Consider the following 17,276-nt stretch of genomic DNA (forward strand, 5'->3'; position numbering starts at 1 on the left):
AATCTAATTAATGATAAGCCCTAGAATGTTCTTAATAATAATACGTGATTATTACCCTTCAATACCCACTTAACGCCCCTTAATACCTGCACTATTCCAACCGGAAGACTGTTTCAAAGACAGCCATAACAAAAAGTAATTAATAACAAAAAATTCTGTTAGATAGTGGTTTAATATTTATCATAATGACGTTACTATGACTTTGATATTCAAGGCTGAGATTTTAATATTCAAGACTTGGGTTTTAATATTCAGGATTCTATATTCCTATCGTCAAAAGGATAAGCTATGCGCTACGAAGTTATTGTTATTGGTGCGGGTATGGTTGGCACATCGATTGCTTGGCACCTACAAAAGAATAACTCTAAAGTTTTATTGTTAGACAGAAAGCTACCAGGACTCGAGACCTCATACGGTAATGCTGGGCTGATACAGCGCGAAGCGATTCACACCCATCCCTTTCCTCGACAGCTGACGGAGCTGGTAAGAGTCATGCCCAATCGTGGCACTGATATTCGCTATCGCTTGCCAGCTATCCTGCGTTATCATCAGGCGCTCCTCCAGTATTGGAAGTATTCTACGCCAGCCTCTGTCAAAAAAATAGAAGCAGAATGGCAGACACTGATTGCGCATTGTACCAGCGAGCATCAGACCATGATTACCGCATCAAACGCTGATGAGTTGATTAGACGTGATGGTTGGCTGCAGTTACATCGTTCTGAAGATACCCTTAAGATCGCCGCTGCCTTAGCCATAAGTGACCGTGAGCAAGGGGTTGAGCATAAATTGTTGTCCGTTGAAGAGTTAAAAGTGCTTGAACCTAATGCTAATTTTGATGGTTTTGTCGGTGCGATTCATTGGTTAAATTCTTGGCAAGTTTCCAACCCAAGTATGCTAGTAAAAGCCTATGCCAAAAATTTCGAAGACATGGGTGGTACGATACAAGAAAAAAACGTAAAAGAGATCACTCCCGATGACAGTGGTGATGGTCAGGGTTGGAAGGTAGTCACTGATAATGACACCTATTATTGCGATGATTTGGTAGTCGCTGCCGGTCCTTGGTCTAATGAGTTAATCAAACCATTGGGATATAATCTACCCTTATTCCCGATGCGCGGCTATCATCAGCACTTTAAAACCACTGGTAAAAATACAATCAATCACAGTATGTTTGATATGGATAAAGGCTTCGTCATGGGGCCTATGCAGCAAGGTATTCGCATTACTACCGGTGCTGAGATGACTACGATGGATGCGCCAAAGAACTTCGGACAGCTGAAAACAGTACTGAAGCTTGCTAGAAAAATATTGCCATTAGAGGAAGCGGTAGAATCTGAGGCGTGGGCTGGCTCGCGTCCGTGTATGCCAGATATGAAGCCGGTCATTGGTCCTGCGCACAAACATGATAAGTTATGGTTTGCCTTTGGTCATAGCCATCAAGGTTTTACTTTAGGACCTATGACCGGGCGCATTATGGAAGAGCTGATTCATAATAAACCTGTCATCGTAGATGTAGAACCGTTTAATGCGCAGCGTTTTTCTAAGACTAAATAAACGGTCACTCATTTAAAACTTTTAATAAATAAGTTAGAGATATAAGGATCAACCGTCATGCAAAAACTGCATAGCAATCAACGTATGAGTAAAATCGTCATCCATAACCAGACCATTTATTTATCAGGTCAAGTGGGCAATGCTGAAGACGATATCACCGCTCAGACATTAACCTGTCTAGAGAAAATTCAAGGCTTACTAGAAGAGGTGGGCAGTGATAAGTCAAAAATCCTGTCGACAACCGTATGGATAAAAAGCATGTCAGATTTTGCCGCGATGAATGAGGTATGGGATAAGTGGTTTGAAGGTACGCCGCCGCCAGCTCGCGCCTGTGGCGAATCAGCTTTGGCGCGTCCAGAGCTATTAGTAGAAATGCTTGTCATCGCTGCTGAATAACCGATCAGAAGTATTAAAAGCTATTTTTTATCAAAATTTAAATAAAAAAACACGACATTAATGGTTGTGTTTTTTTATGGGTAAAAAAGTGTTTAACAATGTCGGTCGGTCAGCATTATTTATTATGAATGGCTATAAATTCAGTGCTTAAAGCGCTACTCATCAAGCTTTCTCTTACGTGTATAGTCTTAAATGCATAATAATAAATGAATGTATATATTTTAATAAGTGAATGTTATAGATATTATATACAAAATAATATATTATAATTAAATATATAACGTATTTTAAATTAGTTACTTTTATATCAGGGACTTTGATCTCAATGACTGTTATTACATTAATTATATTTAATAGTTCATTTTTGTCTTTTGGTATTTAAAGTATAACTCTCAAATATTTTAGTCATTAGCAGACCTTAATTATAAATAGGGAGTCTCTATTACCGGTGGTTATGAGGCGTGGGTTGAGGCAAGCCAACTTTGATGCCAAATGTTGGGGTTGATTTTGGTTAGTCTATTATTTTAACGGTCAGTGTTAAAAGGTACAGATGAACAGAATCTGATATAACGATTGGCCTATAAGGACATATCATGAAACGATCTTTGAGTAACTCGCCTCATACATCTAATCAAGGTGTTAATGCCTCTGATACTAATATTTCTAATACCAATTTTTCTATTACCGATGTTTCTAATAATAATAGCGCTGATAATGCCCTAAAGCTCAATGACTTCAAACTGTTAAACCGCCGTCAATTTATTGGTGCGGGTGTGGCGACTGGGGCAGTCATGGGGAGTATGGCACTGATCGGCTGTGCGTCTTTACCCAAACATCAAGAAAAAGCCAATATCGTTATTGTGGGTGCTGGCATTGCAGGGTTAGCGGTGGCCAATCGATTAAGCCGTCAACTGCCCAATGCTAAGCTGACCATTCTAGACAGTCGCCAGGCGCATTACTATCAACCTGGTTACACGCTTTTAGCAACGGGGGTCTGGAATAATACTGACAAGGTCACCGATAGCAATGTTGACTTAATACCTTCGAGCATCGCCTGGGTGCAAGAAAATGCCCGTGAGTTTTTACCTGATAGTAATCAAGTGATAACCGACAGTGGTAAAAAAATTAATTATGATTATTTGGTAATAGCGACTGGATTGAGATTGGGTTTTGAGCAGATTGAGGGTTTGAGTATTGAAGATTTAGGAACTGACGGTATTGGTAGTGTCTATCCTAGCCCAGAAATCGCCTTAAAAACCTGGCACCAAATAGATGCATTTCGCCAAAAAGGCGGTCGTGCTGTGATGACGCTAGCCCATACCGATATGAAATGTGCAGGTGCGCCATTAAAAATGACCTTTATGTTGCACGATAGACTCATACAAGCAGGTACTCGAAAAGATAGCGACATTCAGTTTTTTAGTCCGCATAAGACGGTGTTTAGTGTCCCTGCTGTCAATGAGAATATATTGTCACGATGGGCTGCTTACGATCCACCGATTGGGACGAATTTTGAGCAACGCTTAACAGCAATCGATAAAGGGGCCAAAGTGGCCTATTTTACGAATGAGCAAGGCACTCAGAGTCGCCAAGATTATGATTTTATCCACGTTGTACCGCCCATGTTCGCGGTAGATAGTGTGCTAAATAGTCCATTGGCAAATAAAAAAGGCTGGCTAGATGTTGATAAATATACACTACAGCATAAGCATTATGACAATATTTTTGGTGCTGGTGATATCAATGGGACGCCAAAAGGAAAAGCCGCTGCCACCATCAAAAATTCTGCCCCGATAGTGACGGCTAATATTATTGACGTCATACAGGGGAATGGGCCAAGCCAAAAATTTAATGGCTATACTTCTTGTCCGCTGTTAATAGAAGAAGGTAGGGCGATGCTGGTTGAGTTCGATTATGAAAATAAATTGATACCAAGCGTTCCTTTGGTTGACCCTTTAAAAGAAAGCTATTTTGCATGGTTCTTAGAAGAGATGATGCTAAAGCCTGCCTATATGGCGGTTGCCAAAGGTCGAGTTTAGATCAGCATTAAACGTTAGTATTGTTTAGACCTGTGCTTTATATTTTCTTAAACTAAGACTGCTTAGAAGAAGGTTTACAAAGGAGCGGCCATGTTATTTTTAAATCAAGCGTTTATGATGTTATGGGAAGCAATACTAGAGAATGCCACGTTGGTCAGTGCATTATTACTAATATTATTAGCCGCATGGATTTACTGGGCCGTTGCAGGTAGGCATAAAAAACTGGCATATGGTCTTGCTGGCATACTGGCAAGTGCTATTGCAGTGGTCGGATTTTTTACCTTACCACTATTTTTTAATGCCAGCTTAGGAGACCTCACCTATTGGGTAGATTGGGCGTTCCATTTGGTTATGGTAGTGGCATTGTTGGTTTATGCCTATGTAGTAATGTTGCCACTAGTCACAGGTCTGACTGGTTCGATCAAACGTAGGGTTTAATTTATCATCATCAGCTATCTTATGATGGTAATGTATCAGCAAGGACTTCAGTGTTAATTAACCATATTGTTAACGATTGCTAAATCATAGCTGTCTACAATTTTTAATCTTGACGTTCAGCTGAAAACTTAAAACCCCAACTCTTGATCCTTGTCAGCTGGACGCAACTTCTCTTGATAACGCTTATAATAAAAACTACGATAAGAATCTGAAGCATCTGAACGGGAGAAATTCATTGCGCGCTGTCCCCTATAAATATGTAGTTTATGTGGTTATTGGCATACTGCTGATGCTTGCAGCTGGTTTTGCTGTATTTCGCTGGTGGCAGGGACCGCTATTGCCGAGCTATACCGTGATTTCAAGGCCATTGGTACAAACGGTAGTGGCGACTGGGCGAGTGGTGACGGTATCACGCACTGAAGTGGGTAGTGAAATTACCGGTGTGGTACTTAAGCGCTTGGTAGAGGAAGGTGATCAAGTTGCAAAAGGCGATCTGTTGCTGGTACTGAGGTCGGATGAGGTTGCTGCCCAAGTGCGGCAAGCGGAGGCTACGCTGAGCGAGCTTGCGACCAGCACGCGTCCACAAGCGGCAGCGGATTTGGCTAATGCCAAAGTACAGTTAGCACAAGCCCGCGGTAACGTTGAGCGTAGACGTGAGTTGGCTGCGATTTCGGCAATTTCGGCTGAAGAGATGGCGCAAGCAGAGCAGGCTCAAAGTCAGGCACTGAATAATCTTGAGTCAGCACGTTTAAAAGTAGCCGCCTTGGCTGCTGGCGGGGTCGAGGAGGCTCTGCTGCGCGAGCGTTTGACTGCGCTACAAGCTCAGTTCGCTAAAACCGAAGTACGAAGCGAGGTGACAGGAACAGTGTTAACCCGTAATGTGGAGACCGGCGATCTGGTACAGCCGGGTCGGATACTGTTCACCATTGCGCTAGAGGGTAGTACGGAAATCCGAGTGCCGCTTGATGAGCGTAACTTATCACGGCTGGCGTTACAGCAAAGAGCGGTAGCTATTGCTGATGCCTACCCAGAGAGTCCTTTTCCTGCTCGTATCAGTTTTATTGCACCAAGTATTGATCCACAGCGTGGTACGGTAGAAGTTAGGCTGACTGTTGATCCTGTGCCTGAGTTTTTGCGTCAAGATATGACAGTGTCAGTGAATATTGAAACGGATCGACGCACGCAGGCACTAGTGATCCCGAATGATGCTTTAGGCAGTGTACAAGGAGATAAGGCGGTAGTGCTGTTGCTACGTGATGGAAAAATACAACGCCAGAGAGTAACGCTTGGTTTACGGGGCTTGGCAATGTCTGAAGTAATTACGGGTTTAAGCCTAGATGATCAGGTACTGGCCGATGCCGCATCGTCGTTAGCTAATGGTGCGCGGGTACGTATTAAGTCACAACAGCTCCCATTTATGGATAGTGTTGACGCTATAGGTCTTAGCAATGAATTACCGGAGAAAACCAATTGACTGGCTTTTTCGGGCGACTATGGATCGAGTCAACCATTGCGATGAGCTTTTTGCGCGAGGGGCGCATGCAATCGATCATGATCACCGTGGGTGTAGCAGTAGGCGTGGCAGTTATTATTTTTATTACCGCTTTAGTTCAAGGGCTACAGTCTAACCTTATCGAAAACACCCTAGGTACTCAGGCCCATATTCGTTTATTACCACCGGATGAAATTAATATGGTACTTCCGCCTGTAGCGGGTACCGTGCAGTTGCTACAGGAAGATAAACGGCCACAGCGGCTACGATCAATTAACAACTGGCAGCAAATTACCGCTACTTTGGATCAATTACCATTATTAACGGCCGTATCGCCAACGGTGTCAGGACCCGCGTTTGTAAGGCGTGGTGAGGCATTGGCGTCGGTGGCGTTAGTGGGTACGGACCTTGAACGTTATCAGAAGATCATACCGCTTGAAGAGTATTTGGTCAGTGGCCAACTGCGAATGGGCGCTGACAATGTACTGATTGGCAGCCAGTTAGCTAAAGATCTAGGGGTGCAAGTAGGTAATAAGCTGCGCCTAGAAACCGGGCAGCAGAACAGTGCAGTGGTGAATATTGCCGGTATATTTGAGCTGGGTGTGCGCGAGCTAGATGCACGCTATGTATATTTGGACTTAAAGCAGGCACAATCGCTACTCGGTCTCCCAGGGGGTGTCACGGTGATCGATCTGACCGTAGCAGATATCTTTGAAGCAGAAAATATTGCAGCACAGGTAGGACGCTTGACATCATTGCAAGCAGAAAGCTGGATTATGACTAACGTGCAGTTGATGAATGCGCTTTCAGCACAAAGTTTGTCTACTAATATGATAATTGTCTTTGTGGCTATTTCCGTGGCCTTTGGTATTGCTAGTGTGTTATCAGTCAGTGTCGTACAACGAACCCGAGAAATTGGTATTTTGCGGGCGACTGGCGCGACAAGGCAGCAAATCTTACGTATATTTTTGATTCAAGGTGCCGTATTTGGTCTGTTAGGTTCGGTTGTGGGTAGTGCTGCCAGTTACGTGCTGGTGTGGGTATTTAATACTTTTGGCCCAGGGTTATTTTATATTCCAATCTCTGTAAAGCTGGTTATAGTGGCAATGTTACTGGCGACACTCACAGGCGTACTGGCTGCTGCTATACCATCGCGCCGAGCAGCAGCACTGGATCCGGTGGAGGCCATTCGTTATGTCTGATAAGTCTCATGAAGTCCTACGCTTAGAGTCGCTGCGCAAATCTTATAATGTTGGCCAGCCCAACGAGATTGAAGTGCTACATGGTATTGATTTGTATATTGGCAGCAATGATTTTGCGGCACTGATTGGTCCCTCTGGCTCTGGCAAAAGTACCTTATTAAATATACTCGGTTTGCTTGATAAGCCCAGTGATGGTGAGCTTTATTTGTTAGGTCAGGCCACCAGCGCTATGGAGGACGCTGGACGTACTGCGCTGCGTGGTAATAGTATCGGTTTTGTTTTTCAGTTTCACCATCTGATCCAAGCATTTACGGCATTAGATAATGTGTTGATGCCGTTGATGCTGACACAGGGTAAACCAGATAAACTTGTGCTACAGCAAGCGCGTGAGTTGCTTGCTGCTGTTGGGCTGGAGAAGTTTGCTAATAGTAAGCCTAATGAACTCTCGGGAGGTCAACAACAGCGAGTAGCTATTGCCAGAGCCCTTATAACCCAGCCTGCGTTACTATTAGCCGATGAACCTACCGGCAATCTTGATACGGTTACGGCTGCTGAGGTATTTGAATTATTCCGTAAAGTTAATCGCGAGCGTGATTGTGCGGTACTGCTTGTAACTCACGATCCACGGTTGTCAGCATCCTGTGATCGCACTATTAATCTAGTTGATGGTCGTATTGAAAGTGACTCGCTAAATATATAGCCCCACCACTTATAAAGTAGCAGGGCTATTCTTATTTGTTCACTTTACTGGCTTATTTTATCTCGACATCAATTATATTTACAAATAGGAGATAAACCTTAAATTAATCACTTAATGCTTCATCTATTAGTTTGGTATTATTGAGACGATGCAAGTTTAGTGTTAGCAAACTTATCTCAGAAAAGCTATCGTTTATAATCAAGCTTTGGTAGTCTTTTGCCTGAAAAGCTACTCTGCTTAATAGATCTTCAGGACATCTTTCTTTAAATTTTACTATTTTATGATTTTTGAGCAATCAGCCACTAAAACAATCATTTCATTTTCTGCCCTAGCCAAATAGCAGCGGCAATATTTACCGCAGTGGTTTCGATATTGTCATAAGCATTTTTCAATACATTATCAATAGAATCTACTTTTTGGATACTGGGCATAACCACATCAAATTGTGTAGTGTGATCATACTTAAGACCATCCACACTACCGCAAAGGGCAATAACAGGCGTCTGACTGAGCTTAGCAAGTTGACTGATACCGGCAGCAACTTTACCCATTGAGGTTTGCGCGTCGAGCTTTCCTTCCCCTGTTATTACTAGGTCAGCATTCGCAATGTGTTGCGATAAATCGACGGCCCCAGCCACGGTATCAAACCCTGATTGCAACTGTGCTCTGCAAAAGGTCATTAAAGCAAACCCAAGACCACCTGCGGCGCCTGCACCTGATACGTTTTGATAATTCTCATCACTATAATAATTACCATTTTGTTTACTATGCTGACGACAAGCCGTCGCAAAGTGATTTAAAGACTTATCTAAAAGCTCAGCTTGCTCAGGGCTTGCACCTTTTTGTGGACCAAAAATAGCACTGGCGCCTAACGGACCACATAACGGATTGGTCACATCGCAGGCCACTTCAAAGACAGTATTTAAAATATTCGGATTGAATGCTGAGCTGTCTATTTGTTGCAACTTAGTAAGTTGCTCACCGCCTTGTGTCAAAGGCTCTCCCTGCTGATCATAAAATACCATTCCTAGAGCCCTTAGCATGCCAACACCCGCATCGTTGGTAGCACTACCTCCAAGACCGATAATAATACGTTTTGCCCCTTCGTTTAAGGCGTCTTTGATCAGTTCGCCAACTCCGTAGCTACTGGTAATAACTGGGTTGCGCTCTTCTACCGTTAATAGATGTAGACCGCAAGCCTCGGCAATTTCAATAACGGCAGTAGCATCAGGTAATAGCAAATATTTTCCAGTAATAAGTCTCATGAGCGGGTCATGTACTACCACATCTTTCCAACGTCCGCCTAGTACATAGGACAAAACAGCGGCAGTGCCTTCGCCGCCATCGGCCATTGGTAATAACGTATAGTCTGCATCCGGAAATACCTGACTAAATCCAGACTTTATAGCCTGGCAAACCTTAATAGCTTGTAAGCTTTCCTTAAACGAGTCTGGGGCGATTAAAATCTTCATTGAGCTCTCTTGAAATAATAGGGACGCTAAAATATTGATGGCTTCATCGCCAGTATTGCTTTACTGGTGGCTGAATGCTTGGCGCCGTGAGTAAAGCAATACGCTATATTTGCTCATCATTCAGTCGAGCCTAGTCATGCACGTTTGCATAAGTTATTGGATACTGAACTAGGTCAATTTTAATTGATGGTCCTATAACCATCAACGTCCTGTCCATACTGGATGTCGCTTCTCGATAAAGGCATCAATACCTTCTGCCACGTCGTCTGCCATCATATTAGCTACCATTACCTCACTGGCATAATCATAAGCATCTTCTAAACTCATATCCAACTGTTTATAGAACATGTTTTTGCCGGTGGTGACTGCAATAGGGGATTTAGCAGTAATGGCATCGATTAAAGACTGCAGGGTATCGTCTAATTGATCCGCTGGAGTCACACGATTAATCAATCCTTGTTGCAAGGCGGTATGCGCATCAATAAACTCACCAGTGATAAGCATCTCAAACGCCTGTTTGGAAGATAGATTGCGACTGACAGCGACGGCAGGCGTTGAACAAAACAGTCCAACATTTATCCCAGAAGTCGCAAATTTTGCGCTATCAGCGGCAACTGCCAAGTCACAGGTAGCAACGAGTTGGCAGCCTGCTGCCGTAGCAATGCCTTGTACTTTGGCAATCACAACTTGTGGCATATTATTAATAGTAAGCATCATTTGACTACATTGCTCAAATAATGATTGGTGGAATGCTTTATCTGAATTTGCTCGCATTTCTTTGAGATTATGACCGGCACAAAATGCTTTGCCATTCGCCGCAATTACCACCACTCGGACAGTGCTATCTTGGGCAATGCTATCCAGCTCTGTTTGCATAGCAGATAGCATATCGACAGATAACGCATTAAATTGTTTAGGGCGGTTTAGAGTGAGGATAACGACACCGTTACTGTTTTCTCTTATGACCAAAGGGTCTTTTGAGTCTGGAGCAGCGCTCGTAATAGGATTAGAGTTTGTCATTTATCATCCTTGATAATTGATATTAATAATTGGCTTCAATAAATTTTTTGTATAGTAATTTGAATAGCATTCTAAAAAGTAACCTGAATAGTAGCATGCCTTATAAATCGTATAATAGAAAGTCTTACAGGGGGTTAAAGTCTTCAACAAGACCATCAAAAAAAGTATCTAGGCTTAAAATATCATATTGGTAAAGGTGTTCAACAGAGTTAATATATGACAGCTAAATCACGACCAAAGTTGCTTCTTATTCCTTTGTTCTCATCAAAGGTAAATACGGCATCTTTAATATAATCTTCTGACTGGGCTGCCATGCGTATATCAAAATAATAATGACGCTAAATCTAAATAGCCTGGTCTTTATTAATACGCGTCTGTACTGGTGTCGCCAATCCTATCGCTTGCTCAAAGTGTTCAGTCGCTGTTGATGAATCCAGCCAAGATCTAGCCAATATTTTAGTAGTACCGTCGATTTATGACTAGTCTAGAACACAGCTTTGATAAATAAGGAGCAATTAGCAGTCCTAATTTTGAATGCTATACAGCGCCTAGGTTCCTGTAAACTATTTCTGTAAATAGCTATTGTAAATTGCTTTTTTCTAAATTTGCTAAAAATGCTGCAAAACCTTCTGTCGCCCGAGCTTCTAGACGGCTGCTGGTAATCACACGGACGTGATTGCTCCAAGTGATGGCATAGCCTCGGGTCTCAAATCTTTTGACTAAATCCACATCTTCATGGCAAGATAATGGGGCAAAGCCGCCAACAGCGAGATAGGCCTCACCGCTAAAACTTAAATTTGCCCCATGAATATGGCGATGTCCCATAATATCTTGGTAATGATTACTATAATCTTCCCGCGTTTGCGGGGTCAAATGCGCCCAGCTATCAACGCTCACCACGCCGCAAATCATATCCGTAGGCTGATGCGTAATATGTGCGATTTGCTGTACCAGCCAATCTGTAGTCACTATTGAGTCTGCGTCTGTACAGGCAAGCCATGTTGCTCCTTGGGTGATAGCATGGCGAATACCCATATCTCGCCCCCGTCCTACACACTGATAATCACAGCATATATAGTCAACACCTGCGGCTTTGACTAACGCCAGCGTGTCATCGGTGCAGCTATCAAACACCACCAGCAGATACGCCGCAATGGTTGGAGGTAGTTGCTCAATGGCTGTCTGAACCGACGCTAGGCAATTGGTAATAGTCAGCGCCTCGTTATGAGCGGGAATCACAATACCGATTTTCATGTCACCTATTATTTTGTTGACTGTCATATCATGTCATACCAAGTTTTCTTGCATGGCGACCGAATTTGGAGCGTTTTGCCAAACGTCTAATAAAAAATCAGTATCTACAATCTTGCTTTGATGACTAAAAGACACTGGATGATTAAAATCTATTTGATGACCTTCGACATTATCTGCATTATTTACCAAATTAAACGCTTGGTGTAAGCGTTGGTGCACCGTCTCGCCCGTCATCGCAAAGCCATCAATGGCGTATCGCCAATGACAGCACAGTAAAGTACCGCCTATGGCAAGGTTTTGCCCAATCCAAGCGATAACCGTATCAATATCATTTGGCGATAAATAATATAGAATTTCACTAATGACTATTAGATCAAAAGGTGGTTTATTAGCGAGCGATTTATTAGTAAATAGGTTGTCTGATAAAGGATAAGCTGTTAAAAGCGCCTCTTTTAAAGTCAATAATGCGTTAGGAATAGCCCCTTGTATAACCCTAACATGGGGTAACCCCGCCAAGCGTTGTTTGGCAAGTTGCACCGCTTTGTTATTACCATCTGTACTTACTAGAGCCTCACAACGACGGGCAAGTAACTCACTAAACACGCCATTACCGCACCCTAACTCAATGGCATTGCCATATTGTGCTTGCGGCAGTACCGCTAGACACATATCACGTTTTCTTTTCTCATACCAGCGGGTCTGATACTGCCATGGGTCAGTATTGTCGCTATATAACGCATCAAAATAGCTTTCTGAATACGTTTCTAAACAGGGGACAGGTTGGCTTTGAGATTGGGTACGGTCAGCCGAGGTCGTTTTAGAAACATTCAAACTGTCCGTAAGGTTACTTTGACTGTCCGTAAGATTCGTATTAGTAGACGTCGTAGATTTAGGGGTGTGACTCATATAAATAAACCTCCCAGGGCTGGCTAATTCTAGCGATAGTTTGGGCAGATAAAATCGGTGGGTTGCCCGTACTCTCATCAACGGTAATTTGACTGTTAAAGCATTCAATTGCTTGGGTTTTACGCTGTAGTTGCTCAGTGGTTAAATCAAATCTGCTGGCACAGTGCCAAGGAATACGAATATCGTCAGGCTTTGCCCAATGCCATGCCCAAATTAATACTTGATAACACGCTAAATGGTGTTGCTTGGCAAATGAGGCCACCACTTGCCCTGTTGCTTCGTGATCGGGATGTCCGTCGCGCATAAAGGTCGTCACTAAAATATCGTCAGGCTGAATAATAGCGGCTAATTTTTTGGTAAATTGTGCTTGTTGGGCAAACACGTCACCATCGGTTAAATCTAGGGCAATAGACGTGACCTGATGAGCTACGCCTAACATTTCTAGCGCCGCAAGGCTTTCTTTCGGACGAATGATGTTAAGCTTTTGCGGGGGATAAATCTGCGAATTTGGATGGCTTTGTTCGCCATTGGTCACACAAACAACGACGATAGGATTGCCATTAGTAGCCAACTGTTGCAACATACCGCCACAGCCCAATATTTCATCATCAGGATGCGGGGCAAAAATACACACACGCTGGTGTGGCGGAAAAATTTTTGCAATATTTAATCGGGGTAAATTTCGTAACCCTTGCCAATTTTGCCAAACGTCCTGACTGGTCCCATCGCCTTCAATAACTCGATCACCAACAATCGGATGATTATATTCAGGCGTTAAGGCGTTATTAGTTATGGCATTCGTGTTAGTCGCCGCAACACTGTTGGTGGATGAAATGTCAGGGCTTACAGAGTCAGGGCGTGCAGGATTTTCTGCCAGCTTGGGTGCTGCTATATTAGGGGCTGAAATATCAGCTGTGGTCATACTAGGTATTACAGTTGCCATATATTTTCCTGTTCTTCAGTTAATTCACTAGTTAAATCGCTGGTTAATTCACCTATTTTTTGTAAATCAAATGCCCCATGACTTTGACGAATAAACACGGCTAAATCGGCTGATAATCTTGCAAAATGGGCATTACGACAAAATGGGACTGCCCCCAATGCCTGTCCGACGGTCTCTAACACTAAGCGAGCCAGCTGCTCGACGTTTGATCTTAATTGACGAATGGCAAGTTCGTGGCTCAGCTGCGGTTGGCTATCTATTAAGCTTGAGACATGATGAAAATACTGCTGAGTGACGGCTAATGCCGTACTAATTTGACCCAAATACATGGCTTTATAATCATGCGGTTTTTGCTGATAAGCCGTTACTAGATAGGCTGCTAAGTAAGCCGTTGCGCCATACCAGCAAGCGGCGACACCTGCTGCCCCATGCCAAAATCCCACACGTTCTAGATACGCATTTGCCGGCCCAACATTACTGGCCGTTGCCTGATTAAACTGTACGGTGGCAGTATCAGTGGGCTGCATTCCTACCGCTTGCCATTCGCTATTGTCAATCTCAACCCCAGTTTGCTGCATATCTACGATAAGCAGTTGCGAGTGACCGTGCTTATCTCGATAAGTCATTAGCGCATGATCAACAATATTTGCCCCCGAACACCATCCTTTTGTGCCGCTGACTTTGCCCTGCTGGTAACGTATAGGATGGGGGTGACCTTCTGACGCCCAAACTGCCCACAGCCCATTAGTATTATTGTCATAGCCCACTTCATGTAAAATACTCAATGCATCTAAGTGCGATTCAAACCATTTTGCAATTGTTAAATCAATACTCGCAACATAGGCCAAAATTTGCCAACGGATTAAGGTGGGTGAGTTTGTCCCATCACCATTGACGCTGGCACTGGCAGGATGGGGGATTTTATCGCTATAAGTGACTAAAATGTCTAATATGTCACACCGTAATTTGTTTGTTAAACCGAGCGTGCTAATGGCTTGATTATCAACGGACACAATGTTTTCTACAGCGACTTTAATGTTTTGTAATAAAAAATTCTTTGTATCTAACATTAGGGCATGTCCTCATTGTTCTTATGAAATTATTCTTGTGAGTTAGATATTTCGGCTTTAGCTTCAGCTGGGTGCTAGCTATTTGTGTGACGTTTCTTGCCACAGCGTAGGTCATCTTAAATACAGGTCATCTAAAAAATCTTGTTGCCAGGCGTGTGAATTATCCTGCTGTAACCCTTGAAATAACGTTTGATAGCGATTCTTTCGCTGCGCTAATGGCATCTCCAAGGCAGTTTTTAAACCGTGTATGATGCTTTTTGGCTGGTGCGGGTCGATAATGACCGCCGCTTGCATTTGTTCAGCAGCCCCTGCATAACGTGACAGCAACAACACACCAGGATTATCAGGATTTTGGGCGGCAATATATTCTTTGGCGACTAGATTCATGCCATCTTTAAGCGAATTTACCCAACCGACATCACTATGCCAAAACGCTGTCATCAGCATCTCTTGGCTTAACACTTTTTCGCTATACGCAATCGCCTTCCAGTTATTTATATAGTCATCGTTTTTAAAGGTATCTGCTTCAGAAGCATCGGCTTTAAAGACATCCGTTCTACAAGCATTAGGCAAAAATTGTTGATTAACGTTATTAACGGCTTGTCTGACACCTTTATAAAGTCGTTGATAAACCGGTAAATCTAAGCGGCTAGGACATGCAATTTGTAATAATTTTAGCTGATTTTGATACGTAGGATATTGTTGTAAAAAATAGCGATACGCCGTAAAACGCTCTAATAAACCTTTAGAATAATCAATCCTATCTACAGCAATTATCTGTTGTGCGGCAGGCTTCATAGTATTTTTTTTCTGAGTATCTTTTGCAGCTTGTAGAGATAAAGGTGAGGATAAATTGACTACCTGCTGCTGGATTTTTGCTACATTTACGCCGATTGGATAGGCATTAATAACTAAACGATGCGTGGTGGCTGATTCTAAGTCAAGGTCTAGATTGAGCATTAACTGCACACCAGCTGACGGGTTAGATTTAGCAAAATCTCGCTTGGTATGTGACGTGTTTATTAGCGGATCTTTCAAATGACTTTCTTTTAAAAAGCTACCTTTTAAATAATGCTGGAAAACGGCAAGACAGTTGGCTTTATCTTGCTGAGTTTGCGTGCCGAGTACATCATAATAGGCAAGACGCTTAATAAGTTCAGAGCTTTTATCGAGCTGTTGCCAAAATGCCAATGGGACAAACGGAATGTGCAAAAAAAAGCCGATACGATTGCTCATGCCCAATTGTCGACAATAATACGCCACACTTAAAAAGTGATAGTCATGCACCCAAATCACATCATTGGGTTGGATGAGTTTTTTTAATTGTCTAGCAAAAAGACAGTTTACCGCTTGATAGCCTGCATAATCTTGCGGTGCTTGGCTGATTAAATCGGTTTGCTCGTGTAACAGTGGCCACAGTACATTATTGGCGAATCCACAGTAAAAATGCTGATATTGTTTGGTCGTTAGGGCAATGGTGACATAAGTAACCATTGTATTAGCTCTTTGTAGATCAGCGCTTGCTAAAGAAGTTTGTTTGCTACTGCTAAATTCATTAGTAGCGCAGTCGTCATCGGTATCAACATGAGCATCAACAATGTTGCCATTCCAGCCCATCCAGATGTCTGAATTACCTATTAACACATCGTGCAATGCTACTGCAAGTCCGCCTGCCATCGGGTTATTGTCGGGCATTTTAACCCGGTTAGATAAGACGATTAGGCGGCTCATATGACATGTCTCGTTGTTTTTTTGGCAGTAGGGAAATTAGCGTCTGCTAACTCAAACGCTAGAGTGGCGCGTTTTTGGTAAAAGGTCAGGAAACTGTCAAGTAAAACAGTAACCTCATGAATACTATGCAAATAATAATGAGCGCAAGTGGGCTCACTACCAACTTTAATACCCATACCGTTTAATGAACCCTTTACTAGCTTGTGGTTTTTTCCTGTTGACCTATTTTCTTCTATTAAATTGTTATTTTCTATTAACCTACTGTCACCTTGTACTGCCATAAATCCTGCTTCATCGGTGATGTCATCACCAATAAAAATAGCGCAAAGGTTATTGCTGGTTTGCATTTTTTTCAGTAAGGTCAAAATTGCTTTGCCTTTATTTACCCCTTTTGGAACGATCTCCCAAACATATTTACCTTTTTTTAATATCCAATTAGCATAATTTTTTAATATTCTCGACATAATGCTATAAGCCATATCGGCTAAAGCAGGATTTTGCCGATAATGTAGGGCGACGGAATATGGTTTATCTTCTATGGCGAAGTCATCATAGGGCAAACAAGATTGGATGAGAGCCTGCCTTATGGCGTCAAGTTCGATGATATCAACCTGCGCGACGTTGGTATCGTCGTTGTCTTTCTTACCATCAAATGCTATTTCTAAGCCATGAGTTGCTGCAATCGGTAACTGTATAGGAGACAGCATTTGCCTTGCTTCAGAAAGACTGCGTCCTGTCACGATCGCGATCTTAACGCCATAACTTTGTATTTTTTTTAAAAGCATTAATGTTGTATTTGGGATGACGCTGTCTTTTGGATTAAACGTAAAATCTGAAAGTGTGCCATCTATATCCAAAAACAAACAATAGTCCTGCTGATTAGATAAATAATCGGCAAAGTTTCTTGGCTGAATGTATATAGATGGCACATTTAAGCTAGGGCTTCTTGCTGAAGTCATACCTTTTCCTCTTTAAAAGGGCATCATATAGGGATTTGTATTTTGGCCTAATTCATCCTAAATTTGAGATAAGCTATCTGCTGAAATTCCGCATGTTTTT

The 17,276-nt window shown here is 42.6% G+C and carries 15 protein-coding genes; 7 read left to right on the forward strand and 8 right to left on the reverse strand.

The window, feature by feature from the left end; genetic code table 11:
- Positions 1–288: 288 nt before the first annotated feature.
- The 7 genes from JMX97_RS03660 to JMX97_RS03690 all read left to right on the forward strand — a co-directional run bounded on the left by JMX97_RS03660 (position 289) and on the right by JMX97_RS03690 (position 7,821).
- Entirely contained in the window at positions 289–1,554 is a 1,266-nt protein-coding gene (locus tag JMX97_RS03660; RefSeq protein ID WP_201555493.1) for an NAD(P)/FAD-dependent oxidoreductase, read from the forward strand.
- Positions 1,555–1,611: 57 nt separating this feature from the next.
- A complete protein-coding gene (locus JMX97_RS03665) occupies positions 1,612–1,950 on the forward strand; it encodes a RidA family protein (protein ID WP_201555495.1) in 339 nt (112 codons plus the stop codon).
- Positions 1,951–2,543: 593 nt separating this feature from the next.
- Entirely contained in the window at positions 2,544–3,989 is a 1,446-nt protein-coding gene (locus tag JMX97_RS03670; protein ID WP_227671522.1) for an NAD(P)/FAD-dependent oxidoreductase, read from the forward strand.
- Positions 3,990–4,079: 90 nt separating this feature from the next.
- Positions 4,080–4,427 (forward strand): hypothetical protein, encoded by a 348-nt coding sequence (locus JMX97_RS03675; RefSeq protein WP_201555496.1) that lies wholly within the window; start codon positions 4,080–4,082, stop codon positions 4,425–4,427.
- Positions 4,428–4,662: 235 nt separating this feature from the next.
- On the forward strand, positions 4,663–5,901 hold the full coding sequence (locus tag JMX97_RS03680; protein ID WP_413786389.1) for an efflux RND transporter periplasmic adaptor subunit: 1,239 nt from the start codon (positions 4,663–4,665) through the stop codon (positions 5,899–5,901).
- Positions 5,898–7,121, forward strand: coding sequence for an ABC transporter permease (locus tag JMX97_RS03685; protein WP_201555498.1), 1,224 nt, complete (start codon positions 5,898–5,900; stop codon positions 7,119–7,121). Before JMX97_RS03680 ends, JMX97_RS03685 begins: the two co-directional genes overlap by 4 nt.
- Positions 7,114–7,821 carry an ABC transporter ATP-binding protein gene (locus JMX97_RS03690; RefSeq protein ID WP_201555499.1) on the forward strand — a complete coding sequence of 236 codons (708 nt, stop codon included), beginning with the start codon at positions 7,114–7,116 and terminating at the stop codon, positions 7,819–7,821. Before JMX97_RS03685 ends, JMX97_RS03690 begins: the two co-directional genes overlap by 8 nt.
- A gap of 311 nt (positions 7,822–8,132) precedes the next feature.
- Here JMX97_RS03690 and JMX97_RS03695 read toward each other — a convergent pair whose 3' ends face one another.
- From JMX97_RS03695 to otsB, 8 genes are all read right to left on the reverse strand, one after another.
- Complete coding sequence (locus tag JMX97_RS03695; RefSeq protein ID WP_201555500.1) at positions 8,133–9,293, reverse strand: glycerate kinase; 1,161 nt, start codon at positions 9,291–9,293, stop codon at positions 8,133–8,135.
- 201 nt (positions 9,294–9,494) lie between these two features.
- Positions 9,495–10,313 (reverse strand): enoyl-CoA hydratase, encoded by an 819-nt coding sequence (locus JMX97_RS03700; RefSeq protein WP_201555503.1) that lies wholly within the window; start codon positions 10,311–10,313, stop codon positions 9,495–9,497.
- A 579-nt stretch (positions 10,314–10,892) separates the two neighbouring features.
- Positions 10,893–11,567 carry a glycosyltransferase gene (locus tag JMX97_RS03705; protein WP_201555581.1) on the reverse strand — a complete coding sequence of 225 codons (675 nt, stop codon included), beginning with the start codon at positions 11,565–11,567 and terminating at the stop codon, positions 10,893–10,895.
- A 33-nt stretch (positions 11,568–11,600) separates the two neighbouring features.
- Positions 11,601–12,473 (reverse strand): class I SAM-dependent DNA methyltransferase, encoded by an 873-nt coding sequence (locus JMX97_RS03710; protein WP_201555504.1) that lies wholly within the window; start codon positions 12,471–12,473, stop codon positions 11,601–11,603.
- Positions 12,457–13,416 carry a PIG-L deacetylase family protein gene (locus JMX97_RS03715; RefSeq protein ID WP_227671523.1) on the reverse strand — a complete coding sequence of 320 codons (960 nt, stop codon included), beginning with the start codon at positions 13,414–13,416 and terminating at the stop codon, positions 12,457–12,459. The genes JMX97_RS03710 and JMX97_RS03715 overlap by 17 nt, the downstream gene beginning before the upstream one ends.
- Entirely contained in the window at positions 13,404–14,486 is a 1,083-nt protein-coding gene (locus JMX97_RS03720; RefSeq protein WP_227671524.1) for an acyl-CoA dehydrogenase family protein, read from the reverse strand. The genes JMX97_RS03715 and JMX97_RS03720 overlap by 13 nt, the downstream gene beginning before the upstream one ends.
- A 111-nt stretch (positions 14,487–14,597) precedes the next feature.
- Positions 14,598–16,217 (reverse strand): alpha,alpha-trehalose-phosphate synthase (UDP-forming), encoded by a 1,620-nt coding sequence (locus JMX97_RS03725; RefSeq protein ID WP_201555507.1) that lies wholly within the window; start codon positions 16,215–16,217, stop codon positions 14,598–14,600.
- Positions 16,214–17,176: a trehalose-phosphatase gene (otsB, locus tag JMX97_RS03730; protein ID WP_201555509.1), complete on the reverse strand. Its 963-nt coding sequence runs from the start codon at positions 17,174–17,176 to the stop codon at positions 16,214–16,216. The genes JMX97_RS03725 and otsB overlap by 4 nt, the downstream gene beginning before the upstream one ends.
- Positions 17,177–17,276 lie beyond the last annotated feature (100 nt).

It is taken from the genome of Psychrobacter sp. 72-O-c (genome assembly GCF_904846605.1).
Classification (GTDB): domain Bacteria; phylum Pseudomonadota; class Gammaproteobacteria; order Pseudomonadales; family Moraxellaceae; genus Psychrobacter.

Excerpts from the sequence above, each read along its gene's own strand:
- JMX97_RS03660 (WP_201555493.1), top strand. The coding sequence starts at position 289 with ATGCGCTACGAAGTTATTGTTATTGGTGCGGGTATGGTTGGCACATCG.
- JMX97_RS03665 (WP_201555495.1), top strand. The coding sequence starts at position 1,612 with ATGCAAAAACTGCATAGCAATCAACGTATGAGTAAAATCGTCATCCAT.
- JMX97_RS03670 (WP_227671522.1), top strand. The coding sequence starts at position 2,544 with ATGAAACGATCTTTGAGTAACTCGCCTCATACATCTAATCAAGGTGTT.
- JMX97_RS03675 (WP_201555496.1), top strand. The coding sequence starts at position 4,080 with ATGTTATTTTTAAATCAAGCGTTTATGATGTTATGGGAAGCAATACTA.
- JMX97_RS03690 (WP_201555499.1), top strand. The coding sequence starts at position 7,114 with ATGTCTGATAAGTCTCATGAAGTCCTACGCTTAGAGTCGCTGCGCAAA.
- JMX97_RS03695 (WP_201555500.1), bottom strand. The coding sequence starts at position 9,293 with ATGAAGATTTTAATCGCCCCAGACTCGTTTAAGGAAAGCTTACAAGCT.
- JMX97_RS03700 (WP_201555503.1), bottom strand. The coding sequence starts at position 10,313 with ATGACAAACTCTAATCCTATTACGAGCGCTGCTCCAGACTCAAAAGAC.
- JMX97_RS03705 (WP_201555581.1), bottom strand. The coding sequence starts at position 11,567 with ATGAAAATCGGTATTGTGATTCCCGCTCATAACGAGGCGCTGACTATT.
- JMX97_RS03710 (WP_201555504.1), bottom strand. The coding sequence starts at position 12,473 with ATGAGTCACACCCCTAAATCTACGACGTCTACTAATACGAATCTTACG.
- JMX97_RS03715 (WP_227671523.1), bottom strand. The coding sequence starts at position 13,416 with ATGGCAACTGTAATACCTAGTATGACCACAGCTGATATTTCAGCCCCT.
- JMX97_RS03720 (WP_227671524.1), bottom strand. The coding sequence starts at position 14,486 with ATGTTAGATACAAAGAATTTTTTATTACAAAACATTAAAGTCGCTGTA.
- JMX97_RS03725 (WP_201555507.1), bottom strand. The coding sequence starts at position 16,217 with ATGAGCCGCCTAATCGTCTTATCTAACCGGGTTAAAATGCCCGACAAT.
- otsB (WP_201555509.1), bottom strand. The coding sequence starts at position 17,176 with ATGACTTCAGCAAGAAGCCCTAGCTTAAATGTGCCATCTATATACATT.